This is a genomic window from Pseudomonas sp. SGAir0191 (assembly GCF_002812565.2).
In the GTDB taxonomy this organism is placed as follows: domain Bacteria; phylum Pseudomonadota; class Gammaproteobacteria; order Pseudomonadales; family Pseudomonadaceae; genus Aquipseudomonas; species Aquipseudomonas parafulva_B.
In genome coordinates this window covers 3512995-3538779 of the sequence record NZ_CP025035.2, presented here as the reverse complement: position 1 = coordinate 3538779, position 25785 = coordinate 3512995, and the positions used below count along the sequence as shown (strand labels likewise).

Here is a 25785-nt window from a genome sequence, read left to right as displayed (position 1 = left end):
TTGGCTGCTTACGCAGTTCATGGAGCGACCGTAACCCATTGTGCGAAAAGCGATTTCGTTAGTTTGGCAATTTAGGTTTCCAGGTTGTAAGGATTTTTTTACAAGCATCGGCCAATTCTCGCAGCAAATCGGAAAACTTCCCCGGGCGTAAAGAAAGCTTGCCGGAGCATGGGTGCTCGGTTGCGCCGTCGGTCACATCCCTGTCTTGCCTAAACCCCCGCCCCAGGGTGTTATAGCCCTCATTGCCCCGTGCAACAGCCCGCCGCAGAGCCGGTTGATAAAACAACAATTGGAGGCGCCATGTACGCCGATCACCTCGCCCACAAAGGCCATTACCCCAGGAACGCTGCGTTTTTTCCGCCGGAAACCACGCAACGCGTTGACGCCTGCGCGCTCGCAGGGTTATACAGTGCGCCGCGTTTTACCTGTGACCCCCTTGCGTACCGCGCACTCCTGACCCCGCCCGGTTGACTCGACCGCGCAGTTTCACCCTCAGGAAACAAGGTGACCACCTTGCCCATTCCGCTGCGCCACGAGCGCGGTGGGTCCGATTCCGTCACAGATAAAAACAATGCAGGTGACTTCGTTCATGAGTGGACACGACAAGCATTCAGGCGAGCTCAAGCGGGGCCTGAAGAACCGCCATATTCAGTTGATCGCCCTGGGTGGCGCCATCGGTACCGGCCTGTTCCTGGGTTCGGCTGGCGTGATGAAATCCGCCGGGCCCTCGATGATCCTGGGCTACGCGATCTGTGGCTTCATCGCTTTCATGATCATGCGCCAGTTGGGCGAAATGATCGTCGAGGAGCCCGTGGCCGGATCGTTCAGCCATTTCGCCCATACCTACTGGGGGGGCTTTGCCGGCTTCCTGTCGGGCTGGAACTGCTGGGTGCTGTACATCCTGGTGGGCATGTCCGAACTGTCTGCCGTGGGCAAGTACGTGCACTACTGGTGGCCGGAAATCCCTACCTGGGTGACAGCCGCTGCCTTCTTCGTGCTGATCAACGCCATCAACCTGATGAACGTGAAGTTCTTCGGCGAGGCCGAGTTCTGGTTTGCCATCATCAAGGTGGTGGCCATTGTCAGCATGATCGGCCTGGGTGCCTACCTGCTGACCAGCGGCAGCGGCGGGCCTGACGCGACCGTGGCCAACCTGTGGTCGCACGGTGGCTTCTTCCCCCATGGGGTCAGTGGCTTGGTGATGGCCTTGGCGTTCATCATGTTCTCGTTCGGGGGGCTGGAGATGCTCGGCTTCACGGCCGCAGAAGCTGACAAGCCCAAGACCGTGATCCCCAAGGCCATCAACCAGGTCATCTACCGTATCCTGATCTTCTACGTCGGCGCGTTGGTGATCCTGTTGTCGCTCACGCCATGGGACACCTTGGTCGCCAGCATCGATGCCTCCGGCGGCAGCTACGGCAGCAGCCCGTTCGTGCAGGTCTTCTCGTTGCTGGGCAGCGATGTGGCCGCCAACCTGCTGAACTTCGTGGTCCTGACCGCGGCCTTGTCGGTGTACAACAGCGGCACCTACTGCAATGCCCGCATGTTGCTGGGCATGGCCGAGCAGGGCGATGCGCCGGCTGCCCTGGCCAAGGTCGACAAGCGTGGCGTACCGGTGCGTTCGATTCTGGTGTCGGCGGCCGTGACCCTGATCGCCGTGCTGCTCAACTACCTGATGCCTTCCAGCGCGCTGGAGCTGCTGATGTCGCTGGTCGTGGCCACCCTGGTGATCAACTGGGCCATGATCAGCTACTCGCACCTCAAGTTCCGCCAGCACCTCAACCGCACGGGCCAGAAACCCCTGTTCAAGGCGCTGTGGTACCCCTATGGCAACTATGTGGTGCTGGCGTTCGTGGTCCTGATCCTGGGCATCATGCTGCAGATTCCGGGTATCCAGGTTTCCGTCTACGCCATTCCGGTCTGGTTGCTCTGCATGTTCGTCGCTTATGTCATCAAGTCACGACGCAAGGGCGTTGTCCCTGAGGCCATTGGCAGCACCGCCAAATAAGCCTCGTACAGCCGCATCCAAAACCCGAAGCGTTGACCGCTTCGGGTTGTTTCTTTTCTGCGTGTCAGATCTGTTCCAGCAGCCACGCCCTGAACGCCCGCAGCGAAGGTAGCGCCTCGTTACGCGGTGGATAGATCAGGTAATAACTGCGCTGACTGGCGAATGCCAGGCCTGGGCTGTACAGCGCTCCTTTGGCCAGCTCGTCTTCCACGAGCACGCGGGGCACCAGGCCCACCCCAATCCCCGCCTGCACGGCCTGAATCAGATGCGAGGTCAACTCGAAGCTGGGGCCCAGGCGCATGCTTCGGTGGGGCAGGCCGTGGTGCGAGAACCATTCACCCCAGGCATGGGGGTTGTTGGCCACGTTCAACAGCAACTGCTCGCTGATGCGAGTGGGGCTCCAGTGCGGTTGTTCGTTGGCGGCCTGCGCCGGGAGAATCACCAGCAGCTCCTCGGCATGCAGGCGATGGCTGATCAGCCCCGGCAGGTCACGGCTGGCCACGCCAATGGCGGCGTCGATCTCGCTGGTATCGAAGTCGATGGCTTCGATCCTTGAATGCAAGTGCACGAGCATGCCAGGGTGCGCCTTGTAGAAGTCGTTCAGGCGCGGCAACAGCCATTTGGAGCCAAAGGTGGGCAGGGTGGCCAGGCGCAGTGTGCCGACCCCGGACTGGTAGGCCAGCGCCTGGAGGGTCGCGCCCCGAATGCGGCCCAGTGCTTCGCTGAGCTCGCGCTGGTACAGCCGGCCGACGTCCGTCAACCGTACCTGGCGACCCTCGCGGCGAAACAGGGTAAGGCCCAGTTGCTGTTCCAGCGCCTGAACCTGCCGGCTGACCGCGCTCTGGGTCAGCGACAGTTCAGTGGCGGCGCGGGTGTAGCTCTGGTGCCTGGCGGCCGCCTCGAAGGCCAGCAGCAGGGACATGGACGGGGTCAGGTGGCGGTAATTCATTCATTAAAGTCATCGATAGCGGCAGGATTATCCGTTTGCCCCTGGCGCAAAACTACAGGAACATTGCCACATACGTCACTGTTGCCGGCGCCACCCATGCCGCCACGACATCTTTCCCGTGAATCAGCCCTATTCCGAGGCCGTCCATCGATGATCGCCCAGCTGCCTACCGTTGCACCTGACGCCGACTACCCGGCATTTCTCCAATCCCTGCGTGACAGTGGTTTCCGTGGCCAGATCAGCGCCGACTACGGTACCCGAACGGTCCTGGCCACCGACAACTCCATCTACCAGCGTCTGCCGCAGGCCGCGGTGTTCCCCCTGGACGCCGATGACGTGGCGCGGGTCGCCACGCTGATGGGCGAGCCGCGTTTCCAGTCGATCAAACTGACCCCGCGCGGCGGCGGCACGGGCACCAATGGCCAGTCGTTGACCGATGGCGTGGTCGTGGACCTGTCGCGGCACATGAACGGCATTCTTGAAATCAATGCCGAGCAGCGTTGGGTGCGGGTGCAGGCGGGTGTGGTCAAGGACCAGCTCAACGCCGCCCTCAAACCCCATGGCTTGTTCTTCGCGCCTGAACTGTCCACGTCGAACCGGGCGACCGTGGGTGGCATGATCAACACCGACGCCAGCGGGCAGGGCAGTTGCACCTATGGCAAAACGCGCGACCATGTGCTTGAGCTGCACAGCATCCTGCTCGGGGGGGAACGCCTGCACAGCCTGCCGCTCGACGAAGAGGCGCTGCAGGCTGCGTGTACGGCGCCCGGTCGCGTGGGTCAGGTGTACCGCACGGCCCTGGATATCTGCGATACCCAGGCTGAACTCATCCGCACCACCTTTCCCCCGCTCAATCGCTGCCTGACCGGCTACGACCTGGCGCACCTGCGCGACGAGCAGGGCCGCTTCAACCTCAACAGTGTGCTGTGCGGCGCCGAGGGGTCGCTGGGGTATGTGGTCGAGGCCAAGCTCAACGTGCTGCCGATTCCCAAGTACGCCGTCCTGGTGAACGTACGGTACGCAAGCTTCATGGACGCGCTGCGCGATGCCAATGCCTTGATGGCGCAGCGGCCGCTGTCCATCGAGACCGTCGATTCCAAAGTGCTCGGGCTGGCGATGAAGGACATCGTCTGGCACAGCGTCGCCGAGTATTTCCCGGCCGACCCCGAGCGCCCCACGCTGGGCATCAACCTGGTCGAGTTCTGCGGTGATGACCCCATCGAGGTCAACGCCAAGGTTCAGGCCTTCATCGATCACTTGCGCGCCGACACCAGCGTCGAGCGTCTCGGCCATACGCTGGCCGAGGGCGCTGAGGCGGTGTCCCGCGTCTACGCCATGCGCAAGCGCTCGGTCGGCTTGCTGGGCAATGTCGAAGGCGAGGTGCGGCCGCAGCCCTTCGTCGAGGATACGGCGGTGCCACCGGAAAAACTCGCCGACTACATCGCCGAGTTCCGTGCCTTGCTCGACGGCTACGGGTTGGCGTACGGCATGTTCGGCCACGTCGATGCTGGCGTGCTGCATGTGCGCCCCGCGCTGGACATGAAGGACCCGGCCCAGGCGGCCTTGGTCAAGCCTGTCTCCGATGCGGTGGCTGCGTTGACCCGTCGCTACGGCGGTTTGTTGTGGGGCGAGCATGGCAAGGGCCTGCGATCTGAGTACGTGCCCGAGTACTTTGGCGAGCTGTACCCGGCACTGCAGCGCCTCAAAGGCGCGTTCGACCCGCACAACCAGCTCAACCCCGGCAAGATCTGCACACCGCCCGGTGCCAGCGAGGGCCTGACCAAGGTCGATGGCGTGACCTTGCGCGGCGAGTTGGACCGCACCATCGATGAGCGGGTCTGGCAGGCCTATGGCAGCGCCGTGCATTGCAACGGCAACGGTGCCTGCTACAACTACGACCCGAACGACGCCATGTGCCCGTCGTGGAAGGCGACTCGTGAACGTCGGCACTCGCCCAAAGGGCGGGCTTCGCTCATGCGCGAGTGGTTGCGCCTGCAGGGTGATGCGGGTGTGGATGTATTGGAGGTGGCGCGCAAGCCGGTTTCATGGATCAAAGGGCTGCCTGCGCGGTTGCGCAACGAGCGGGCGCGGCGCCAGGGGCAGGCTGACTTTTCCCATGAAGTTTATGACGCAATGGCTGGCTGCCTGGCCTGCAAGTCCTGCGCAGGGCAGTGCCCGATCAAGGTCAACGTACCTGATTTTCGCTCGCGTTTTCTCGAGCTGTACCACACCCGGTACCAGCGCCCTCTGCGTGACTACTTGATCGGCTCGCTGGAGTTCACCATCCCCTATCTGGCCCATGCGCCTGGTCTGTACAACGCGGTGATGGGCTCGAAATGGGTCAGCCGCCTGCTGGCCGAGCAGGTAGGCATGGTCGATAGCCCGTTGATCAGCCGTTTCAACTTCCAGGCGACCCTGACCCGCTGTGGCGTGAGCATGGCCACGGTGCCGGCGCTGCGCGAACTGACGCCTGCCCAACGCGAGCGCAGCATCGTGCTGGTGCAAGATGCCTTCACCCGTTACTTCGAGACGCCGTTGCTGTCGGCATTCATCGATCTGGCGCATCGCCTGGGCCACAAGGTTTACTTGGCACCGTACAGTGCCAATGGCAAGCCACTGCATGTTCAGGGCTTTCTGGGTGCCTTCGCCAAGGCCGCCGTGCGCAATGCCGCCCAGCTCAAGGCGTTGGCTGACTGCGGCGTACCGTTGGTCGGGCTGGATCCGGCCATGACCCTCGTCTATCGCCAGGAATACCTGAAAGTGCCTGGGCTCGAGGGGTGCCCCACTGTGCTGTTGCCTCAGGAATGGCTGCTGGGCGCACTGCCCGAGCAAGCGGCAGGGTGCACGTCCACCTTCCGGCTGATGGCCCATTGCACCGAGAAGACCAACGCCCCTGCCAGTACCCGGCAGTGGGAGCAGGTGTTCGAACGCATGGGGCTCAAGCTGATCACCGAGCCCACCGGCTGCTGCGGCATGTCAGGTACCTATGGGCACGAGGCGCGCAATCAGCAGACCTCAAAGAACATCTTCGAACAGTCCTGGGCGCTGAAACTGGATAAGGAGGGGGAGCCATTGGCGACCGGTTATTCCTGCCGCAGCCAGGTCAAGCGCATGGCCGGGCGGCCGATGCGTCATCCATTGGAAGTGGTGTTGCAATTCGCCAGGGGCTGAAGGGAGACTTGCTCGACCGTGCGGTGTGAAAACGTGCTGAAGCGCAAGGCGTCAGATCAGCCGTTTTCACACAGCCAGTGTGCGCGGTCTAGTCCTGATCAGCGCTGGTCTGATCGTCACCTTCCTGCTCGCGGGCAGGTGCCGAGTCGGCATGGGCGGTAACGGTGGGCTCTTCTGGGTTCAGGCTTGGGAAGGGAAGATTCGGGATCTCATGCATCTCGTCGTTCCTCGCAAGTGTGAGTGAAAAGGCTGCGCCAGGCGCGTGTGAAGCTTCAAGAAGCTGGGGCAGGATACACAAGTCTGGATGACAGTTTGGCTTTTTTCCTACGCCCGGTTAGCCCAGCGGATCGATCAACTCAGGTCATGCCGCAGGCTCAAGGCTATTCTGGCTGCATAAAAAGGCGTGACCGACGGCCACGCCCGTGTGAGCCCCGCGACTGAAGCCTTGGGCAGTTTACTTGCGCCCTTCGGCCGTCTCGGCCACTTTGTCGGTGCGTGCGCACATGATGAAGTCGTTACGGTGCAGGCCTTTGATCGAGTGGCTCCACCAGGTGACGGTCACCTTGCCCCACTCGGTCAGCAACCCCGGGTGATGCCCTTCGGCCTCGGCAATTTCCCCGACGGCGTTGGTAAACGCCAGGGCATGCTTGAAATTCTTGAACAAAAATACGCGCTCAAGCTCCATGTGGCCGTCACGCACTTCGATGTTCCAGTCCGGAATTTCGCGAATCAGCTCGGCCAGCTCCTGCTCGCTGACTTTTGGTGCATCGGCGCGGCAGGCTTCGCAGTGGGCTTGGTTCAAGGCATTCATACGTTCTTATCCATGTGGCGTTGTGAGTGGCAAGCAGCGTTCAAGCGGCAACCTTGGGTGGAAACTTCGGCGCGTGCAAGCCTAGCTGCTGGGCTTGCGCGACCATGCCCATGATGTCTTCGTGAGCAAGGTCGAACAGGCGCTTGAGCTCTGGCAGCACGAAGTACACCGGCTGCAGGATGTCGATTCGATAAGGGGTGCGCATGGCCTCGATGGGGTCGAAGGCCTGATGCTCGGGTTCGCCTGACAGGCTGTAGACCGTCTCCTTGGGCGAGGACAGAATGCCACCGCCGTAGATCTTGCGGCCGTTGGGTGTGTCCATCAGGCCGAATTCGATGGTCATCCAGTACAGGCGCGCCAGATAGACGCGCTGTTCCTTGGTGGCGGCCAGGCCCAGCTTGCCGTAGGTATGGGTGAATTCGGCAAACCAGGGGTTGGTCAGCAGCGGGCAGTGGCCGAAGATTTCGTGAAAGATGTCCGGTTCCTGGAGGTAGTCCAGTTCTTCGGGCGTGCGAATGAACGTTGCCACCGGGAAGCGCTTGCTGGCAAGCAGCTCGAAGAAGGTCTGGAACGGAATCAATGCCGGAACCCGTGCGACCTGCCAGCCGGTGGTTGCCCCCAGCACCTTGTTGATCTCACCTAGCTGCGGAATGCGGTCATGAGGCAGCTTCAACTGCTCGATACCGTCGAGGTATTCCTGACAGGCACGCCCTTCGATCACCTTCAGTTGGCGGGTGATCAACGTGTTCCACACGCCATGCTCCTGCTGCGGGTAATCGATGAACCCCTGCGCATCAGGCTCGCGTGCCACATAGTGGGTGTGCTTCATGGAGGTCTCCTGGTCAGCTCTTGTCGTTATGTACAGGTAGGCATCAGAAATAACCCGTTATTGCACAGTGCACATCTACTCATGGAGGGATGGGGCCCAGGCGGGCACGCTATTTTGTAAGGATAATTTTACAAAACCCCTGGATTGCCCCAACATCAAGTTCCTGCAATGATCATCAGCGGTCATTTCGTAAGAATTTCTTTACAAGTTTTCCGCTCAGGCGGGAAGTTTTTGCCAGGCGTATCCCTTATGCGTATCAAAGTGCACTGCCAGAACCGTATCGGGATTCTGCGCGACATCCTCAACCTGTTGGTCGACTACGGCATCAACGTCTTGCGGGGCGAAGTAGGGGGTGACCATGGCAACGCCATCTACCTGCACTGCCCGAACCTCATCAACCTCCAGTTCCAGGCCCTGCGCCCCAAGTTCGAGGCCATCACGGGCGTGTTCGGCGTCAAGCGCGTGGGGCTGATGCCCAGCGAGCGCCGGCACATGGAGCTCAATGCGCTGCTTGGGGCGCTGGAGTTTCCCGTGCTCTCGATCGACATGGGTGGCAGCATCGTGGCGGCAAACCGGTCGGCGGCCCAATTGCTGGGGGTGCGGGTCGACGAAGTGCCCGGCCTGCCACTGGCTCGCTACGTGGACGACTTCGACTTGCCGGAACTGGTGCGCAGCAACAAGTCGCGTATCAACGGTCTGCGGGTACAGGTTAAGGGCCATGTGTTCCTGGCCGACATCGCGCCGTTGCAGTCCGAGCACGATGACAGCGAAGCGTTGGCTGGCGCCGTGCTCACCCTGCACCGCGCCGATCGCATCGGTGAACGTATCTACAATGTGCGCAAGCAGGAGTTGCGGGGGTTCGACAGCATTTTCCAGAGCTCACGCCTGATGGCTGCCGTTGTCCGTGAAGCAAGGCGAATGGCGCCGCTGGATGCGCCGCTGTTGATCGAAGGGGAGACCGGCACCGGCAAGGAGCTTCTGGCCAGGGCGTGCCACCTGGCGAGCCCGCGTGGGCAATCGCCGCTGATGGCGCTCAACTGTGCCGGCCTGCCTGAGTCGATGGCCGAGACCGAGCTGTTCGGCTACGGGCCGGGCGCCTTCGAGGGCGCCCGCGCCGAAGGCAAGCTGGGTCTGCTGGAGCTGACGGCCGGCGGCACGCTGTTTCTCGATGGCGTGGCTGAAATGAGCCCGCGGCTTCAGGTGAAGTTGTTGCGGTTCTTGCAGGACGGATGTTTTCGCCGTGTTGGCAGTGACGAAGAGGTCTATCTGGATGTACGGGTGATCTGCGCCACGCAGGTGGACCTGTCCGAGCTCTGCGCCCGGGGCGAATTCCGCCAGGACTTGTACCACCGGCTCAACGTGCTGTCGTTGCACATTCCGCCCTTGCGCGAATGCATGGATGGGCTCGATGGGCTGGTGCAGTATTTTCTCGATCAGGCCAGTCGGCAGATCGGATGCGCCATGCCTCGCCTGGCGCAAGGGGCGATGCAAAAGTTGGCCAGCTATGATTGGCCCGGTAACGTTCGGCAGTTGGAAAACGTGGTATTCCAGGCGGTGTCGTTATGTGAAAACGGTGTGGTCAAGACTGAGCATGTGCGGTTACCCGATTATGGCGTGCGACAGCCCTTGGGGGATTTTTCACTGGACGGTGCATTGTCCGATATTGTCGGGCGTTTTGAAAAAGCCGTATTGGAAAGTTTGCTTAAAGAGTTTCCAAGTAGCCGTGCATTGGGCAAACGCTTGGGTGTATCGCATACGACCATTGCCAATAAGTTAAAAGACTATTCACTGGGCAAATCGTCGGGGCACTGATTGGACAGTGCTCAGCGTAGACTCCTGTCGCTTTAACTTGCTGCTGTTAGTTGTGTGCAGATGGCTGCGAAGGGGGTCATTCGGCCCCCTTGGTCGCCGCGCTGTCACCCGTTGGAGCAGCCATTGCCCATCACGCGGTATTCCAGCACGTGGGTGTGGCCCTGCGAGTCGGCGTAGGTCATGCGAGCGGGCACTACGCCGCAGACATTGGGGATTTCACTCATGGAAATGACGTGGTCGATGTCCAGGTGTTGCGAGTAACTGTACTGTTCAACCGGTGCCTGTTCGGCGGCCTGGGCTTCGTCGGCCATGGCCGTCCCGCACAGACTGCCCAGCAGTACTACCATTAAAGCTTTCATGTTTTATCTGCCTATTTAAGGTCGTGACGGTGCGCGCCGTGCATGAAGCACTACGACAACCGTTAAGGTATTGATCAAGTTTGCAGAGAATTGACAGTTGCCTTCGTGGGGGCGGTTACAGGTTGTCAATCTTCTTGCCGTTGCTGGCGAGATCAATTCTAGAACTGTGACCCAGGCTGAAACAGTGGGGCTTTTGATAAAGTCTATTGGTGAAATTGGTAATAATCCACCAGGCCTGCACCTTGCAGGGCAGCACAATGCCCGCGCCTGAGCGGTTACGACCCGATCGACTGGCAAATTACTACCAACGTCGAATGGCGGTTATCGCTCTGGTACAGTTACATCGGTCCCATACAAAAACAACTATTACACCGAGGTAAACACGATGAGTGCGGCTCCACTGTATCCCGTTCGTCCCGAGATCGCGGCCACTACCCTGACAGACGAGGCCACCTACAAGGCCATGTACCAGCAGTCGGTGATCAACCCGGACGGCTTCTGGCGTGAGCAGGCCCAGCGCATCGACTGGATCAAGCCCTTCACCAAGGTCAAGCAGACTTCCTTCGATGACCACCACGTGGACATCAAATGGTTTGCCGATGGCACTCTGAACGTTTCCTCCAACTGCCTGGACCGTCACCTGGAAGAGCGTGGCGATCAACTGGCCATTATCTGGGAAGGCGACGACCCCTCCGAGCACCGCAACATCACCTACCGCGAACTGCACGAGCAAGTGTGCAAGTTCGCCAACGCCTTGCGCGGGCAAGACGTGCACCGCGGCGATGTGGTCACCATCTACATGCCGATGATTCCCGAGGCTGTGGTCGCCATGCTGGCATGCGCCCGTATCGGTGCAATCCATTCGGTCGTATTCGGTGGGTTCTCGCCCGAGGCCCTGGCAGGGCGCATCATCGATTGCAAGTCCAAGGTGGTGATCACTGCTGACGAAGGCGTGCGCGGCGGTCGCCGTACACCGCTCAAGGCCAATGTCGACCTGGCACTGACCAACCCTGAAACCAGCAGCGTGCAGAAGATCATCGTCTGCAAGCGCACCGGCGGCGACATTGCCTGGCACCAGCACCGCGACATCTGGTACGAAGACCTGATGAAAGTGGCTTCCAGCCACTGCGCGCCGAAGGAAATGGGGGCTGAGGAAGCCCTGTTCATCCTCTACACCTCCGGCTCGACCGGCAAGCCCAAGGGCGTGCTGCACACCACCGGTGGCTACCTGGTATACGCGGCGCTGACCCATGAGCGCGTGTTCGACTACCGCCCGGGCGAGGTGTACTGGTGCACCGCCGACGTCGGCTGGGTTACGGGCCACAGCTACATCGTCTACGGCCCGCTCGCCAACGGCGCCACCACCGTATTGTTCGAAGGTGTGCCGAACTACCCGGATATCACCCGCGTGTCCAAGATCGTCGACAAGCACAAAGTCAACATCCTCTACACCGCACCCACCGCCATCCGCGCCATGATGGCCGAAGGGCAGGCGGCGGTAGACGGCGCCGACGGTTCCAGCCTGCGCCTGCTGGGCTCTGTGGGCGAGCCGATCAACCCCGAAGCCTGGAACTGGTACTACAAGACTGTGGGCAAGGAGCGTTGCCCGATCGTCGATACCTGGTGGCAGACCGAAACCGGCGGCATCCTCATCAGCCCATTGCCAGGTGCGACGGCGCTCAAGCCAGGCTCGGCCACGCGCCCGTTCTTTGGCGTGGTACCGGCTCTGGTGGACAACCTGGGCAACCTGATCGAAGGCGCGACCGAGGGCAACCTGGTGATCCTCGATTCATGGCCAGGCCAGTCGCGCTCGTTGTACGGTGACCATGACCGGTTTGTCGATACCTACTTCAAGACTTTCCGGGGCATGTACTTCACCGGTGACGGCGCCCGCCGCGACGAGGATGGCTACTACTGGATCACCGGCCGCGTGGATGACGTGCTGAACGTCTCGGGCCACCGCATGGGCACCGCCGAGATCGAAAGTGCCATGGTGGCGCACGCCAAGGTGGCCGAGGCCGCGGTGGTGGGCGTGCCGCACGACATCAAGGGCCAGGGTATCTATGTCTACGTCACCCTCAATGCTGGCGTCGAGCCAAGCGAGCAACTGCGCCTTGAACTGAAGAACTGGGTGCGCAAGGAAATCGGCCCGATCGCCTCGCCGGATGTGATTCAGTGGGCACCGGGATTGCCAAAGACCCGTTCGGGCAAGATCATGCGCCGCATCCTGCGCAAGATTGCAACCGCCGAGTACGACGCGCTGGGGGACATCTCGACCTTGGCAGACCCAGGTGTCGTGCAGCACCTGATCGACACGCACAAGGCCATGAGCCTGGCCACGGCCTGACGGCACTGCGCGCGGTCCGAGATTCAAGCTTGATGGCAAGCTGATTTTGGGCGCGCCGACAGTGCGCCAGCGTCCAGCACAGGCCCCGCCGGGTTAACCGGCGGGGTTTTTGCTTTATAGACCGCTGGGCCTGTTACCCGGCAGTGATCGGTTACTTTTTGTCACCAGCAATGCGCTATGGCGGGGCGCCTGGAAACACTTGGCGCTGTTTAGGGGCATTTTGGCTGTCTTGTAGAACGCTCCATCACGCTACACTTGCCGTCCCACAAGGGTTTGCCAATAATAGGCCCAGGATTTGCTAGATTCATGGGTTCAATTTCTTGCGCTTTTGCATATTCTGCATTGGCTGTCAACATCGCCCGCAGCGGTTTCAGGCGCTTCTGTAAGTAGTTGTCGCTTTGAAGAAATTTCGACTACCGGGCTGTCGTTAAAATGCCATTCACTCGCTCGTGGTCTGCGACCTTGGTCGAACCCTGCGCGGCTCGCGTTGTAACCATTCGCATATCGGGCAGCTGTTACCTGCCTTGTATTGCCCCGTACCGATGGAGTTACCTGATGAAGAAGCTCGCACTGCTTGGCGCCCTGGCGCTGTCCGTGTTTTCCCTGGTATCGCAGGCCGATGAAAAACCGCTGAAAATCGGTATCGAAGCGGCTTACCCTCCTTTTGCCTTCAAGCAGCCCGATGGCAGCATCGCCGGCTTCGACTACGACATCGGCAACGCCCTGTGCGAAGAGATGAAGGCCAAGTGCACCTGGGTCGAGCAGGAGTTCGACGGCCTGATTCCTGCGCTGAAAGTGCGCAAGATCGACGCCATCCTGTCTTCGATGTCCATCACCGAGGACCGCAAGAAGTCGGTGGACTTCACCAAGCGTTACTACCTCACCCCGGCGCGTCTGGTGATGAAGGAAGGTACCGCGGTCACCGACAGCCTCGATGAGCTCAAGGGCAAGAAGATTGGCGTGCAGCGTGGCTCGATCCACGATCGCTTCGCCAAGGAAGTGCTCGCGCCCAAAGGCGCCACCGTGGTGCCATACGGCACGCAGAACGAAATCTACCTGGACGTGGCGGCTGGTCGCCTGGACGGCACCGTGGCCGACGCCACGCTGTTGGAAGATGGCTTCCTCAAGACCGATGCCGGCAAGGGCTTCGCGTTCGTAGGCCCTGCTTTCACCGACGTGAAGTACTTCGGTGACGGTGTCGGCATTGCCGTGCGCAAGGGTGACAAGGCCAACGTCGATCGCATCAATGCGGCCATCGATGCCATCCGTGCCAATGGCAAGTACAAAGAGATCGAGAAGAAATACTTCAACTTCGACATCTACGGCCCAGACGCGAACTGAGTCAGCCGTCAATCGCTGTGCAATGGTGCAAACAGCAGAAGCGCTGAGGTTTGCACCATTTTTCATTCTCTAGGTCGAGGACCTCAACATGTTGAAAGGCTACGGGGCAGTCATCCTCGATGGGGCGTGGCTGACGCTACAGCTTGCCCTTTCGTCGATGGCCCTGGCCATCGTGCTCGGCCTGATCGGCGTGGCGCTGCGCTTGTCGCCCGTGCGCTGGCTGGCCTGGCTGGGCGACCTGTATTCCACGGTCATTCGCGGCATACCGGATCTGGTACTGATCCTGCTGATCTTCTATGGCGGGCAGGACATCATCAACCGCGTGGCGCCGCTGGTGGGCTACGAAGACTATATCGACCTGAACCCGCTGCTGGCAGGTATCGGTACGCTGGGCTTCATTTTCGGCGCCTACCTTTCGGAAACGTTCCGGGGTGCATTCCTGGGCATTCCAAAGGGCCAGGCCGAGGCGGGGGTCGCCTATGGCATGAATGCCCGGCAGGTGTTCTTCCGCATCCAGGTGCCGCAAATGATTCGCCTGGCGATTCCAGGCTTTACCAACAATTGGCTGGTGCTGACCAAGGCCACGGCGTTGATTTCGGTGGTCGGCCTGCAGGACATGATGTTCAAGGCCAAGCAGGCGGCCGATGCCACCCGTGAACCCTTCACCTTCTTCCTGGCAGTGGCCGCCTTGTACCTGGTGCTGACCAGCGTCTCGTTGCTGGCGCTGAAGTATCTGGAGCGCCGCTACTCGGTGGGTGTCAAGGTGACCGAATTATGATCTTCGACTACAACGTGGTCTGGGAAGCGTTGCCGATGTATTTCGACGGCCTGCTCACCACCCTCAAGCTGCTGGCAGTCTCGTTGTTCTTCGGCTTGCTGGCGGCCATTCCGCTGGGCTTGATGCGCGTGTCAAAGCGCCCGTGGGTCAACCTGCCGGCCTGGCTTTACACCTACGTCATTCGTGGCACGCCCATGCTGGTGCAGTTGTTCCTGATCTACTACGGTCTGGCGCAGTTCGAGGCCGTCAGGGCCAGCGTGTTCTGGCCCTTGTTGTCCAGCGCAACCTTCTGCGCGTGCCTGGCCTTTGCCATCAACACCAGCGCCTATACCGCCGAGATCGTTGCCGGCAGCCTCAAAGCCACGCCCCATGGCGAGATCGAGGCGGCCAAGGCCATGGGCATGTCGCGCATGAAGATGTACCGACGCATCCTGCTGCCGTCTGCGCTGCGCCGTGCGCTGCCGCAATACAGCAATGAAGTGATCATGATGCTGCAAACCACCAGCCTGGCGTCGATCGTGACCCTGATCGACATCACCGGTGCCGCGCGCACGGTCAATGCCCAGTACTACCTGCCTTTCGAGGCCTACATCACGGCGGGCGTGTTCTACCTGTGCCTGACCTTCATCCTGGTGCGCCTGTTCAAGATGGCCGAACGCCGCTGGCTCGGCTACCTGGCGCCGCGCAAGCACTGACCGCTCTGTGAGAATCGACAGCATGTACAAACTCCAAGTCCAAGACCTGCACAAGCGCTACGGCAGCCATGAGGTCCTCAAGGGCGTTTCCCTGGCGGCCAAGGCAGGCGACGTCATCAGCATCATCGGCTCCAGTGGGTCGGGCAAGTCCACCTTCCTGCGCTGCATCAACCTGCTGGAGCAGCCCCATGCAGGCAAGATATTGCTCAATAACGAAGAGCTAAAACTGACCCCCGGCAAGGATGGCGCACTCAAGGCAGCCGATGCGCGCCAGCTGCAACGCATGCGCTCGCGCCTGGCGATGGTGTTCCAGCATTTCAACCTGTGGTCGCACATGACGGCGCTGGAGAACATCATCGAGGCGCCGGTGCATGTGTTGGGGGTCAATCGCAAGGAGGCCCTGGAGAAGGCCGAGCATTACCTTGAGAAGGTCGGGGTCGCCCACCGCAAGGATGCTTTCCCGGGGCACATGTCCGGCGGCGAGCAGCAGCGTGTGGCCATCGCACGGGCCCTGGCCGTTGAGCCTGAGGTCATGCTGTTCGACGAACCGACCTCGGCCCTGGACCCTGAACTGGTCGGCGATGTGCTCAAGGTGATGCAGGCACTGGCCCAGGAAGGCCGGACCATGGTGGTGGTGACCCACGAAATGGGTTTTGCCCGCGAGGTGTCCAACCAGTTGGTGTTCCTGCACAAGGGCCTGGTCGAAGAGACTGGCTGTCCCCGTGAGGTGCTGGCCAACCCGCGTTCGGAACGCCTGAAGCAGTTCCTGTCCGGCAGCCTGAAGTAAAAGCTGCTTTTTTGCACCACGATAGGGCATGCTGCGTGTCACGCGCAGCCTGACCCGGCGCATCGAATCGAACGATCTCAGGTTTCGGACCTTACCCTATGACCACCCAGCGAATTGGTTTTCTCATCTGGCCCAGCACCCGGCCACTGACCCTGGCGCTGGCCGAAGAAGTCCTGCAGGTGGCGCAGCGGGTCCATCCCGACGTGGTTTACGAAACCCTGTTCCTGCAGGCCGAAGCCCCGGTCGAAGGCAGCTGGCGTATGCCCGGCGAACCTTGGAACGGGCGCCTGGAAGGGTGCCACAAGCTGTTTTTGATGGCCGATGAGGCGCCGGGCAACATCGGGGCCGCCCTGTCGACGGCGCTCAAGCAATTGGCCCGCAGCGGCTGCATGATTGGCGGGCTGTCTGCCGGGGTCTACCCACTGGCCATGCTTGGCCTGCTCGACGGCTACCGCGCAGCCGTGCATTGGCGCTGGCAGGACGATTTTGCCGAGCGCTTCCCCAAGGTCATCGCCACTAGTCATCTATTCGACTGGGACCGTGATCGCCTGACGGCCTGCGGCGGTATGGCGGTCACCGACCTGTTGCTGGCAGTGCTGGCCCGTGACCATGGCGCGGAGCTGGCAGGCGCGGTGTCCGAGGAACTGGTGGTCGAGCGTATTCGCGAGGGCGGTGAGCGCCAGCGCATCCCGCTGCAGAACCGGCTGGGCTCGAGCCACCCCAAGCTCACCCAGGCGGTGCTGTTGATGGAGGCCAACATCGAGGAGCCGCTGACCACCGATGAAATTGCCCAACATGTCTGCGTGTCACGGCGACAGCTCGAGCGCATCTTCAAGCAGTACCTGAGCCGAGTGCCGAGCCAGTATTACCTGGAGCTGCGCTTGAACAAGGCACGGCAGATGCTGATGCAGACCAGCAAGTCCATCATCCAGATAGGCCTGTCGTGCGGCTTCTCCTCCGGCCCGCATTTCTCCAGTGCCTACCGCAACTTCTTTGGCGCCACCCCCCGTGAAGACCGCAATCAGCGACGCAGCAGCAGCCCGTTCGAACTGAGCTCCGCGCCGGCTGAAAAAGGTTAGTCGACGTGCCAGCACGCTCGTGCTGCATAACCTGGTGAACGCCCGTTCACCCAGCTGCGTCTCTGCCGTACACTGCGCGATTGCGACAGTGTTTGTCGCATTGCCGAAAGCACGCCCGAATGCCGGTTTTGCGCTGTAACAAGTTGTCGCTTGGCCGCAAGGCCACGCGCTGATCGTTCCTTACAATCCCCCCATCGCTCGCCACTTCCAGGTCAGCGATCCTCTTCAGGAGACTCAGATGTCCGTTGAGCAAGCCCCGGTGCTACGTGCCGATTTCGATCAGGTCATGGTCCCCAATTACTCCCCGGCGGCCTTCATTCCTGTGCGAGGCGAGGGCTCCCGTGTCTGGGACCAGACTGGCCGTGAATTGATCGACTTTGCCGGTGGCATCGCCGTCAATGCCTTGGGCCACTGCCATCCGGCCTTGGTCAAGGCACTGACCGATCAGGCCAATACCCTGTGGCATGTATCCAACGTCTTCACCAACGAGCCGGCCCTGCGCCTGGCTCACAAGCTGGTTGAGGCCACGTTTGCTGATCGAGCGTTCTTCTGCAACTCTGGCGCCGAGTCCAACGAGGCGGCGTTCAAGTTGGCCCGCCGTGTAGCCCACGACCGCTTCGGCCCTGAAAAGCACGAGATCATCGCAACGCTCAACAGCTTCCACGGCCGCACGTTGTTTACCGTGAGTGTGGGCGGCCAGCCAAAGTATTCCGATGGTTTCGGGCCGAAAATCACGGGTATCAGCCACGTGCCCTACAACGACCTGGAAGCGTTGAAAGCGCATATCTCCGACAAGACCTGCGCTGTGGTGATCGAGCCGATCCAGGGCGAAAGTGGTGTGGTGCCGGCTGACAAGGCCTACCTGGAAGGCGCGCGCGCCTTGTGCGACCAGCACAATGCCCTGCTGATATTCGACGAGGTGCAGACCGGTGTCGGTCGTACCGGGTCGCTGTATGCCTACCAGCACTATGGCGTGACGCCCGACATCCTGACCAGCGCCAAGAGCCTGGGCGGCGGCTTCCCCATCGGCGCCATGCTCACCACCCATGACTTGGCCAAGCACCTGGCTGTCGGCACCCACGGTACGACCTATGGCGGCAACCCCCTGGGCTGCGCGGTGGCCTGCGCCGTGCTGGACGTGATCAACACCCCGCAGACCCTGGCAGGCATCAAGGCCAAGCATGAGCGTTTCAAGTCTCGTCTGGAGCAGATCGGCCGCGACAATGGGCTGTTCAGCCATGTGCGCGGCGTGGGCCTGCTGATCGGTTGTGTGCTTTCCGAGGCCTGGCAGGGCAAGGCCAAGGACGTGCTCAACGCCGCTGAGAAGGAAGGCGTCATGGTGTTGCAGGCAGGGCCTGACGTGGTGCGTTTCGCACCTAGCCTGGTGGTCGAGGATGCCGACATCGACGAAGGCCTGCAGCGCTTCGAACGTGCCGTGATCACCTTGACCCAAGGCTGAGCCGGCTCGCAGGGTTGGCGCCGCGCCGGTGCAACACCGGCCGGTGAGCCCGGATTCCAACGCAGGCGCCTGGCGCCTGCCTTTTTCACGCGCCGCCATTGGCAGCGCGTTTTCCAAGGAGTGACACCATGCTGGTGATGCGCCCGGCGCAAATGGCTGATCTGAACGAAGTGCAGCGAATGGCTGCGGACAGCCCCATTGGTGTCACCTCGTTGCCGGACGACAGCGCTCGGCTGGGCGACAAGATCGCCGCCTCCGAGACCTCCTTCGCCGCCGAGGTCAGCTTCAATGGCGAGGAGCGCTACTTCTTCGTGCTCGAAGACAGCGAGACCGGCAAGCTGGCTGGCTGCTCGGCCATAGTCGCCTCGGCAGGGTATTCCGAGCCTTTCTACAGTTTTCGCAACGAAACGTTCGTCCACGCCTCGCGGGAACTGAAGATCCACAACAAGATTCACGTCCTGTCGCTGTGTCACGACCTGACCGGCAACAGCTTGCTGACCAGTTTCTACGTGCTGCCCGAGCTTGTGGGCAGTGGGTGGGCCGAGCTCAATTCACGGGGTCGCCTGTTGTTCATGGCATCGCATCCCGAGCGTTTTGCCGAGTCGGTTGTGACGGAAATCGTCGGTTTTAGCGACGAGCAGGGCGAGTCGCCCTTCTGGGACGCCATCGGGCGCAACTTCTTCGACTTGAGCTATGCCGATGCCGAGCGCCTGTGCGGCCTCAAGAGCCGCACGTTCCTGGCCGAGCTGATGCCCCATTACCCCATCTATGTGCCCTTGCTGCCAGACGCTGCGCAGGAAGCCATGGGCCAGGTGCATCCGCGGGCACAGATCACCTTCGACATCCTCATGCGCGAAGGCTTCGAAACCGAGCACTACATCGACATCTTCGATGGCGGTCCGACCCTGCATGCCCGTACCTCGGGTATTCGTTCGATTGCGCAAAGCCGCGTGGCGCCCGTGAAGATCGAGCCGGTTGCGGCCCGCGGCACACGGCCGTACCTGGTCTGCAACGGCCAGCTGCAAGATTACCGTGCCGTGCTGGTGGAACTGGACTGGGTACCTGGCAAGCCCGTCAGCCTGAGCCAGGAGGTGGCCGACGCCCTGGGGGTGGGCGAGGGTGCCAGTGTGCGGCTGGTCGCGGCCTGAGCGCCGCCCGCCATCTTGCAGGATTAGCAGAGTTTCGCGCCGGTTGATGCCGCCGCACAAGGAGATAGCATGATCGTTCGTCCTGTACGCAGTAGCGACCTGCCTGCGTTGATCGAATTGGCACGCAGCACCGGCACCACGGGGCTGACCACGCTGCCTGCCAACGAGGAACGCCTGGAGCATCGCGTCGGGTGGGCGGAAAAGAGCTTTCGCGGTGAAGCCGAGCGCGGTGATACCGACTACCTCTTCGTGCTGGAAAACGACGAAGGGCTGGTCGTGGGCATCAGTGCCATCGCTGGCGCCGTAGGCCTGCGCGAGCCCTGGTACAACTACCGCGTCGGGCTTACCGTCAGTGCGTCCCAGGAATTGAAGATCTACCGCGAGATCCCCACGCTGTTCCTGGCCAACGACCTGACCGGCAATTCCGAGCTGTGCTCGCTGTTCCTGCGCCATGACTACCGCTCAGGGCTCAATGGTCGGCTGCTGTCCCGGGCGCGCATGCTGTTCATCGCCGAGTTTCCCGAGCTGTTCGGCCAGAAGATCATGGCGGAGATGCGTGGCATGTCCGATGCCCAAGGGCGCTCGCCGTTCTGGGAGAGCCTGGGCCGCCATTTCTTCAAGATGGAATTCAGCCAGGCCGACTACTTGACGGGGGTGGGCAACAAGTCGTTCATCGCCGAGCTGATGCCCAGGTTCCCGCTTTACACCTGCTTCCTGTCCGAAGCGGCGCGCAGCGTGATCGGCCGGGTGCATGCCGACACCGAGCCGGCATTGGCCATGCTCAAACAGGAAGGCTTCACTTATCAGGGGTACGTGGACATCTTCGACGCCGGGCCTGCCATCGAATGCGATACGGCCCGCATCCGCGCGGTACGCGACAGCCAGACATTGGTACTGGCCATCGGTACGCCTGGTGAGGATGCCACGCCATTCATCATCCACAACCGTAAGCGCGACGACTGCCGCATCACGGCCGCCCCGGCTCGGCTGGCGGCGGGTACGTTGGTGGTCGACCCGCTGACGGCCAAGCGCCTGCGCATGGGTGCAGGCGACAACGTGCGGGCCGTGCCCCTGTCGGCCGCCCGGGAGGGCCAGTAAATGACCACGCATTACATCGGCGGTAACTGGGTAGCAGGGCGCGGCGAGCCCCTGGCATCGCTCAACCCGGTGAGCCAGGCGACCGTCTGGCAAGGGCAGGGGGCTGATGCAGGCCAGGTACAGGCTGCCGTACAGGCTGCGCGCCAGGCTTTTCCTGCCTGGGCGCACTTGAGCCTGCAGGCGCGCATCGAGGTGCTGGAACAGTTTGCGGCGCAGCTAAAACAGCATGCCGACGCGCTGGCCTATTGCATTGGCGAGGAAACCGGCAAGCCCTTGTGGGAATCGGCTACCGAAGTGACCAGCATGATCAACAAGGTGGCAATCTCGGTGCAGAGCTACCGTGAGCGCACCGGCGAGAAGAGCGGCCCCCTGGCTGACGCGACTGCGGTGCTGCGCCACAAGCCCCACGGCGTGGTGGCGGTATTCGGGCCTTACAACTTTCCCGGTCATTTGCCGAACGGGCATATCGTCCCGGCGCTGCTGGCTGGAAACTGCGTGGTGTTCAAACCCAGTGAGCTGACGCCCAAGGTGGCCGAGCTGACCGTCAATTGCTGGATTGCCGCGGGCCTGCCCGCCGGGGTGTTGAACTTGGTGCAAGGTGGCCGTGAAACGGGCGTGGCCTTGGCCGCCGACCCCGGTATCGATGGATTGTTCTTCACTGGCTCCAGTAGTACCGGTCACCTTCTGCACCAGCAGTTCGCCGGCCGCCCCGACAAGATTCTGGCCTTGGAGATGGGCGGGAACAACGCGTTGGTAGTGGACGAAGTCCAGGACCTTGACGCTGCGGTCTATACCATCGTTCAGTCGGCCTTCATTTCGGCGGGCCAGCGCTGCACCTGCGCGCGCCGTCTGCTGGTGCCGCAGGGCCCATGGGGCGATCAGTTGCTCGAACGGCTGGTCCAGGTGAGCCGTACCCTGGCTGTGGGCGCTTTCGATCAGCAACCGGCCCCGTTCATGGGGTCGGTGATTTCCCTGCAGGCGGCGCAGGCGTTGCTGACCGCCCAGGCTGAGCTGATTGCAAAGGGCGGCGTCAGCCTGCTGGAGATGACGCAGCCGCAGCATGATGCCGCCTTGCTGACCCCGGGTATCGTCGATGTCACGGGCGTGACGCTGCGTAAGGACGAGGAGTTTTTCGGGCCGCTGCTGCAGGTGCTGCGCTACCCCGATTTCGAGGCGGCCATCGCCGAAGCCAACAACACCCGTTATGGCCTGGCTGCCGGGTTGCTCAGCGATTCCCAGGCCCGCTATGAGCATTTCTGGCTACACAGCCGCGCAGGCATCGTCAACTGGAACCGCCAGCTCACCGGTGCAGCCAGCAGCGCGCCGTTCGGTGGGGTGGGCGCCAGTGGCAATCACCGGGCAAGCGCCTACTACGCAGCCGACTACTGCGCCTACCCCGTCGCGTCGCTGGAGGCCACCAGCCTGACCTTGCCGGCCACCCTGGCGCCGGGCGTCACACTATAACGATGGTCGGAGCCTTGCCGATGAAAGCATACGAAGTGAATTTTGACGGCCTGGTAGGGCCTACCCACAATTACGGTGGTTTGTCCTACGGCAACGTGGCCTCCCAGAGCAACAGCCACCAAGGGTCCAACCCGCGCGAAGCGGCGCGCCAGGGGCTGGCGAAAATGAAGGCGCTGGCCGACCTTGGCTTCAAGCAGGGAGTACTGGCGCCCCAGGAGCGCCCCGATGTGGCCGCGCTGCGCCAGCTTGGCTTCGCCGGCACCGATGCCCAGGTGATCCAGCGCGCCGCACGGGAGGCCATGCCGCTGCTGGTTGCCAGTTGCTCGGCGTCGAGCATGTGGGTGGCCAACGCCGCGACGGTCAGCCCCAGCGCCGATACGGCCGATGGGCGAGTGCACTTCACTGCTGCCAACCTCAACTGCAAATACCACCGCAGTATCGAACACCCCACTACCAGTCGCGTGCTCGCAGCCATGTTCGGTGACGAGGCCCATTTCAGTCACCATCCCGCCTTGCCGAGCGTCGCCCAATTCGGCGATGAGGGCGCCGCGAACCATACGCGGTTCTGCCGCGATTATGGGCAGGCTGGGGTCGAGTTCTTCGTCTATGGCCGCAGTGCTTTCGACAGCCGCTACCCGGCACCTCAGAAATACCCGGCCCGGCAAACCCTCGAAGCGTCCCAGGCCGTGGCCCGCCTGCACGGGCTCAGCGCCGACGCGGTGGTCTATGCTCAGCAAAACCCCGCGGTGATCGACCAGGGTGTGTTTCACAACGATGTCATCGCGGTCGGCAATGGGGAGGTGCTGTTCTACCATGAGGATGCGTTTCTCGATATCGAGGCCGTGCTCACCGAGCTTCGTGCCAAGCTGGCGGCCAAGGGCGGTGAGTTGCAGGCCATTTGCGTGCCGCGTGCCACCGTTTCGGTAGAGGATGCCGTGCGCTCCTACCTGTTCAACAGCCAGCTGCTCAGCCGCGATGATGGGTCGATGCTGCTGGTGGTGCCGGAAGAGTGCCGCAACAACGAGCGGGTCTGGACGTATCTGCAGCAGCTTACCAGCCTGGGCACGGCGGTGCGGGAGGTGCAGGTGTTCGACCTCAAGCAGAGCATGCAAAACGGTGGTGGGCCGGCTTGTCTGCGCCTGCGTGTGGCCCTGAACGAAACGGAACTGGCGGCGGTGAACCAAGGCGTTATCATGAGCGCCCCGTTGTACGAGACACTGCTGCAGTGGGTTGATCGGCACTACCGTGACCGTCTGGTCGACGCTGACCTGGCCGATCCTCTGTTGCTGCAGGAGTGCCGTACGGCACTGGACGAATTGACCCAGATACTCAAGTTGGGCTCGGTATACCCGTTCCAACGCCAACCTTGAAGAGAGAATTGCAATGACCGACGCCCTGCGCCTGATCCTGGAAGATGAAGACGGCACTCAGCTGGAAACTTCGTGCACGCGCTTTGCCGTGATGTGGCAAGGCAAGGAAGTATGGATCCAGCAGGACGGCCGCGGCCAACTGCTGATCGGGGTGGATGTGGAGGAGGGCGACGCCGAATATGCCAACCTGCTGCTGCGCCCCCTGGCGACCAACCTGGTCAGCCTGCAGCTGGAAATGGAGCCGGCCGACGTGGGCGAAGACGACGATCACGTTCACGGTCCGGACTGCGGCCACCATCACTGAGGACGCCCGCCATGCTCGCCCTTGGCAAATTGCTTGAGCTGACCCTCACCGGCCATGAACCGGCCGAGAAGACCCAAGTGACGCCTAGGGGCGTGCGCCTTCGCTGGCTGGGGCAGGGAGCCCTGGAAGTGAGCCCCAGCGCCGTTGACGACTGCGGCCTGGACCTGTTGCTGTCTGCAGGTATTCACGGCAACGAGACCGCCCCGATCGAGTTGCTCGAACGTCTGCTGCATGGTGTTGCACGTGGAGACATCGTGCCTCGGGCGCGGGTGCTGTTCCTGTTCGGCAACCCGGCGGCCATCGTCAAAGGTGAGCGGTTCGTCGAACAGGACATCAACCGCCTGTTCAATGGCCGCCACGAGCAATCCAGCGGGCCGGAGGCGTTGCGCGCTGCCGAGCTCGAACAGTTCGCGCGGGTCTTTTTCAGCAAGCCTGGGCGTAGTCGCTTGCACTACGACCTGCACACGGCCATTCGAGGCTCCAGGATCGAGCAGTTCGCGCTGTATCCCTTCAAGCAAGGGCGCACCCATTCTCGGCGTGAACTGGCCCGCCTGGCTGCGGCGGGCATGGAGGCGGTGCTGTTGCAGTGCAAGCCTTCGATCACGTTCAGTGCCTTTACCTACGAGCAGCTCGATGCCGAGGCCTTTACCCTTGAGCTGGGCAAGGCCCGCCCTTTTGGCCAGAACGACGCGGTGAATCTGGACAAGCTCGAAGCACGGCTAGTGCACATCCTTCAGGCCACCGAGCCCGATGACGGCGGGTCGTTGGAGGGGGTGCAGTTGTTTCGCGTGGCGCGTGAGGTCATCAAGCACAGCGACGGTTTCCGCTTGCACCTGCCAGCCGACATCCAGAATTTCTCCCCGCTGGACAAAGGCTACCTGCTGGCCGATGACCTAGCCGGCGTGCGCTGGGTAATCGAAGAAGAGGGCGCACGGATCATCTTCCCCAACCCCAAGGTGCGTAATGGCCTCAGGGCGGGAATCATCGTGGTGCCTGATGGCGGTGAAAACTTGGCCTGAACCCTAGATGTCGGTACCTGGAGCCGGTACCAGTACATCCGGAGCAAAGGCTTCGTATGCGTCCTGCAGCAGCCTGGCAAGTGCAGTCAGGCTGTCCAGGCCTTTGGCTTGGTAGGGATCGTACAGGACAGCGGTGTAATCACCGGGCAGCAAATGGGCGTATTTGGCCGGGATGACTCGACTCAGGTCGAAGCCTGGTCCCTGCTGCGCCGGGCCTGCGTGGCATTGCATGAGCACGATGTCGGGCACATTGGCATAGCCCTGGCGGGCAGCGTCCAATGTTTTCTTCAATTCAGGATAACCCGACAGCAGTGCGAGCTGCTCATACACCCGATTCTGAAACTGCGGTGTGCCGTAAATATACAGGTGGTCGATAGCAGTGGTTTCGAACCGCGCATCAGCGCTGGCATTGGCATCCACGCGCAGTGTGCCGTCGGCGTTATCGGCCAATCCCGCTGGAATCGCCTCGCCGATGAACAGCAGGTGTACACGCTGATCGGGCGTGGCCTTGTTCAGTCTCAGCAACACCCCTTCCACTTCCAGATCCAGACCGCACTCTTGGCTCAGGCTAACGTTCGCCGTATCGAGCCAGACCTGGATCTCATCGACGGTACCAACCTTCACGTCGTCGTCAAAAGCCTCGATCAGCCTACGTTGGATGTTGAACTGGTCAGCCGAATAGAGCTTATACACCTCGTATTCATAATAGGCACGAGACCCCAGACGTTCTTCGCCGCCTGTAGCATCATAGGCTACCGCTTCGTCCATTTCCCCGGCGCTCAAGGGCTCGCTTTTGTCACCGCCGTCGACATTAAAGGTTTGGGTTACTGCAGTCATGGGCATGATCTCCTGTTCAAGAGCATTCAGGCTAAGCCTGCTGGCCTTGCTGGGTGGGGTAGTTATTTAGGCCTAGCCGAAGCTGTATCAAACGGGCCGGCGAACCAGTGGAGTCTGTGA

22 protein-coding genes are annotated in these 25785 nt (G+C 61.7%); 16 read left to right on the top strand and 6 right to left on the bottom strand.

What is annotated here, in order from left to right; translation table 11 throughout:
• The first annotated feature begins 589 nt into the window (after positions 1–589).
• On the top strand, positions 590–2008 hold the full coding sequence (locus CWR53_RS15785) for an amino acid permease (RefSeq protein WP_058605640.1): 1419 nt from the start codon (positions 590–592) through the stop codon (positions 2006–2008).
• Positions 2009–2072: 64 nt separating this feature from the next.
• Here the strand turns inward: CWR53_RS15785 and CWR53_RS15780 are convergent, their stop codons facing one another.
• Complete coding sequence (locus tag CWR53_RS15780; RefSeq protein WP_058605582.1) at positions 2073–2957, bottom strand: LysR substrate-binding domain-containing protein; 885 nt, start codon at positions 2955–2957, stop codon at positions 2073–2075.
• A gap of 150 nt (positions 2958–3107) precedes the next feature.
• Between CWR53_RS15780 and CWR53_RS15775 the strand changes: the two genes are divergently transcribed.
• A complete protein-coding gene (locus CWR53_RS15775) occupies positions 3108–6128 on the top strand; it encodes an FAD-binding and (Fe-S)-binding domain-containing protein (protein ID WP_100852017.1) in 3021 nt (1006 codons plus the stop codon).
• 88 nt (positions 6129–6216) lie between these two features.
• On the opposite strand, the gene CWR53_RS23265 is transcribed toward CWR53_RS15775, so the two are convergent.
• From CWR53_RS23265 to phhA, 3 genes are all read right to left on the bottom strand, one after another.
• Positions 6217–6345, bottom strand: a complete 129-nt coding sequence (locus CWR53_RS23265; protein ID WP_255212317.1) for a hypothetical protein — start codon at positions 6343–6345, stop codon at positions 6217–6219.
• Positions 6346–6582: 237 nt separating this feature from the next.
• A complete protein-coding gene (locus CWR53_RS15770) occupies positions 6583–6939 on the bottom strand; it encodes a 4a-hydroxytetrahydrobiopterin dehydratase (RefSeq protein ID WP_023533765.1) in 357 nt (118 codons plus the stop codon).
• Positions 6940–6979: 40 nt separating this feature from the next.
• On the bottom strand, positions 6980–7768 hold the full coding sequence (phhA, locus tag CWR53_RS15765; protein ID WP_058605580.1) for a phenylalanine 4-monooxygenase: 789 nt from the start codon (positions 7766–7768) through the stop codon (positions 6980–6982).
• A gap of 249 nt (positions 7769–8017) precedes the next feature.
• Here phhA and CWR53_RS15760 point away from each other — a divergent pair, with 249 nt between their 5' ends.
• Entirely contained in the window at positions 8018–9580 is a 1563-nt protein-coding gene (locus CWR53_RS15760) for a sigma-54-dependent transcriptional regulator (protein ID WP_058605579.1), read from the top strand.
• A gap of 104 nt (positions 9581–9684) precedes the next feature.
• Here the strand turns inward: CWR53_RS15760 and CWR53_RS15755 are convergent, their stop codons facing one another.
• A complete protein-coding gene (locus CWR53_RS15755; RefSeq protein ID WP_027915912.1) occupies positions 9685–9939 on the bottom strand; it encodes a DUF2790 domain-containing protein in 255 nt (84 codons plus the stop codon).
• Positions 9940–10324: 385 nt separating this feature from the next.
• Here CWR53_RS15755 and acs point away from each other — a divergent pair, with 385 nt between their 5' ends.
• The 13 genes from acs to astE all read left to right on the top strand — a co-directional run bounded on the left by acs (position 10325) and on the right by astE (position 24828).
• Entirely contained in the window at positions 10325–12286 is a 1962-nt protein-coding gene (gene acs, locus CWR53_RS15750) for an acetate--CoA ligase (protein WP_058605578.1), read from the top strand.
• Between the two features lie 555 nt (positions 12287–12841).
• Complete coding sequence (locus tag CWR53_RS15745; RefSeq protein WP_027915913.1) at positions 12842–13627, top strand: ABC transporter substrate-binding protein; 786 nt, start codon at positions 12842–12844, stop codon at positions 13625–13627.
• Positions 13628–13715: 88 nt separating this feature from the next.
• Positions 13716–14405 carry an ABC transporter permease gene (locus CWR53_RS15740; protein ID WP_058637609.1) on the top strand — a complete coding sequence of 230 codons (690 nt, stop codon included), beginning with the start codon at positions 13716–13718 and terminating at the stop codon, positions 14403–14405.
• Positions 14402–15100, top strand: a complete 699-nt coding sequence (locus CWR53_RS15735) for an ABC transporter permease (protein ID WP_023533799.1) — start codon at positions 14402–14404, stop codon at positions 15098–15100. The genes CWR53_RS15740 and CWR53_RS15735 overlap by 4 nt, the downstream gene beginning before the upstream one ends.
• Positions 15101–15122: 22 nt before the next feature.
• The gene (locus tag CWR53_RS15730; protein ID WP_023533832.1) at positions 15123–15887 is read left to right on the top strand and encodes an ABC transporter ATP-binding protein; all 765 of its coding nucleotides are present in this window, start codon (positions 15123–15125) and stop codon (positions 15885–15887) included.
• Positions 15888–15985: 98 nt separating this feature from the next.
• On the top strand, positions 15986–16966 hold the full coding sequence (gene argR / locus CWR53_RS15725) for a transcriptional regulator ArgR (protein ID WP_058605577.1): 981 nt from the start codon (positions 15986–15988) through the stop codon (positions 16964–16966).
• 238 nt (positions 16967–17204) lie between these two features.
• Entirely contained in the window at positions 17205–18425 is a 1221-nt protein-coding gene (locus tag CWR53_RS15715; protein ID WP_058605576.1) for an aspartate aminotransferase family protein, read from the top strand.
• Between the two features lie 128 nt (positions 18426–18553).
• Complete coding sequence (gene aruF, locus CWR53_RS15710) at positions 18554–19573, top strand: arginine/ornithine succinyltransferase subunit alpha (RefSeq protein WP_023533801.1); 1020 nt, start codon at positions 18554–18556, stop codon at positions 19571–19573.
• Positions 19574–19642: 69 nt separating this feature from the next.
• Positions 19643–20671 (top strand): arginine N-succinyltransferase, encoded by a 1029-nt coding sequence (gene astA, locus CWR53_RS15705; protein WP_023533743.1) that lies wholly within the window; start codon positions 19643–19645, stop codon positions 20669–20671.
• Complete coding sequence (gene astD, locus CWR53_RS15700) at positions 20672–22135, top strand: succinylglutamate-semialdehyde dehydrogenase (protein WP_100852016.1); 1464 nt, start codon at positions 20672–20674, stop codon at positions 22133–22135. It begins immediately after the preceding gene.
• A gap of 20 nt (positions 22136–22155) precedes the next feature.
• Entirely contained in the window at positions 22156–23505 is a 1350-nt protein-coding gene (gene astB / locus CWR53_RS15695) for an N-succinylarginine dihydrolase (RefSeq protein WP_100852015.1), read from the top strand.
• 13 nt (positions 23506–23518) lie between these two features.
• Positions 23519–23809 carry a type IIA topoisomerase (DNA gyrase/topo II, topoisomerase IV), A subunit gene (locus CWR53_RS15690; RefSeq protein WP_023533754.1) on the top strand — a complete coding sequence of 97 codons (291 nt, stop codon included), beginning with the start codon at positions 23519–23521 and terminating at the stop codon, positions 23807–23809.
• 11 nt (positions 23810–23820) lie between these two features.
• Entirely contained in the window at positions 23821–24828 is a 1008-nt protein-coding gene (astE, locus tag CWR53_RS15685) for a succinylglutamate desuccinylase (protein WP_100852014.1), read from the top strand.
• A gap of 3 nt (positions 24829–24831) precedes the next feature.
• Here the strand turns inward: astE and CWR53_RS15680 are convergent, their stop codons facing one another.
• Positions 24832–25665: a hypothetical protein gene (locus tag CWR53_RS15680; RefSeq protein WP_058605572.1), complete on the bottom strand. Its 834-nt coding sequence runs from the start codon at positions 25663–25665 to the stop codon at positions 24832–24834.
• Positions 25666–25785: the final 120 nt, after the last annotated feature.

Coding starts and splice junctions, on each gene's coding strand:
- astD (WP_100852016.1), top strand. CDS start 20,672: ATGACCACGCATTACATCGGCGGTAACTGGGTAGCAGGGCGCGGCGAG.
- CWR53_RS15680 (WP_058605572.1), bottom strand. CDS start 25,665: ATGACTGCAGTAACCCAAACCTTTAATGTCGACGGCGGTGACAAAAGC.
- CWR53_RS15690 (WP_023533754.1), top strand. CDS start 23,519: ATGACCGACGCCCTGCGCCTGATCCTGGAAGATGAAGACGGCACTCAG.
- argR (WP_058605577.1), top strand. CDS start 15,986: ATGACCACCCAGCGAATTGGTTTTCTCATCTGGCCCAGCACCCGGCCA.
- CWR53_RS23265 (WP_255212317.1), bottom strand. CDS start 6,345: ATGCATGAGATCCCGAATCTTCCCTTCCCAAGCCTGAACCCAGAAGAG.
- astB (WP_100852015.1), top strand. CDS start 22,156: ATGAAAGCATACGAAGTGAATTTTGACGGCCTGGTAGGGCCTACCCAC.
- CWR53_RS15775 (WP_100852017.1), top strand. CDS start 3,108: ATGATCGCCCAGCTGCCTACCGTTGCACCTGACGCCGACTACCCGGCA.
- astE (WP_100852014.1), top strand. CDS start 23,821: ATGCTCGCCCTTGGCAAATTGCTTGAGCTGACCCTCACCGGCCATGAA.
- CWR53_RS15770 (WP_023533765.1), bottom strand. CDS start 6,939: ATGAATGCCTTGAACCAAGCCCACTGCGAAGCCTGCCGCGCCGATGCA.
- CWR53_RS15745 (WP_027915913.1), top strand. CDS start 12,842: ATGAAGAAGCTCGCACTGCTTGGCGCCCTGGCGCTGTCCGTGTTTTCC.
- CWR53_RS15730 (WP_023533832.1), top strand. CDS start 15,123: ATGTACAAACTCCAAGTCCAAGACCTGCACAAGCGCTACGGCAGCCAT.
- CWR53_RS15785 (WP_058605640.1), top strand. CDS start 590: ATGAGTGGACACGACAAGCATTCAGGCGAGCTCAAGCGGGGCCTGAAG.
- CWR53_RS15755 (WP_027915912.1), bottom strand. CDS start 9,939: ATGAAAGCTTTAATGGTAGTACTGCTGGGCAGTCTGTGCGGGACGGCC.
- acs (WP_058605578.1), top strand. CDS start 10,325: ATGAGTGCGGCTCCACTGTATCCCGTTCGTCCCGAGATCGCGGCCACT.
- CWR53_RS15740 (WP_058637609.1), top strand. CDS start 13,716: ATGTTGAAAGGCTACGGGGCAGTCATCCTCGATGGGGCGTGGCTGACG.
- CWR53_RS15735 (WP_023533799.1), top strand. CDS start 14,402: ATGATCTTCGACTACAACGTGGTCTGGGAAGCGTTGCCGATGTATTTC.
- CWR53_RS15715 (WP_058605576.1), top strand. CDS start 17,205: ATGTCCGTTGAGCAAGCCCCGGTGCTACGTGCCGATTTCGATCAGGTC.
- aruF (WP_023533801.1), top strand. CDS start 18,554: ATGCTGGTGATGCGCCCGGCGCAAATGGCTGATCTGAACGAAGTGCAG.
- CWR53_RS15780 (WP_058605582.1), bottom strand. CDS start 2,957: ATGAATTACCGCCACCTGACCCCGTCCATGTCCCTGCTGCTGGCCTTC.
- CWR53_RS15760 (WP_058605579.1), top strand. CDS start 8,018: ATGCGTATCAAAGTGCACTGCCAGAACCGTATCGGGATTCTGCGCGAC.
- phhA (WP_058605580.1), bottom strand. CDS start 7,768: ATGAAGCACACCCACTATGTGGCACGCGAGCCTGATGCGCAGGGGTTC.
- astA (WP_023533743.1), top strand. CDS start 19,643: ATGATCGTTCGTCCTGTACGCAGTAGCGACCTGCCTGCGTTGATCGAA.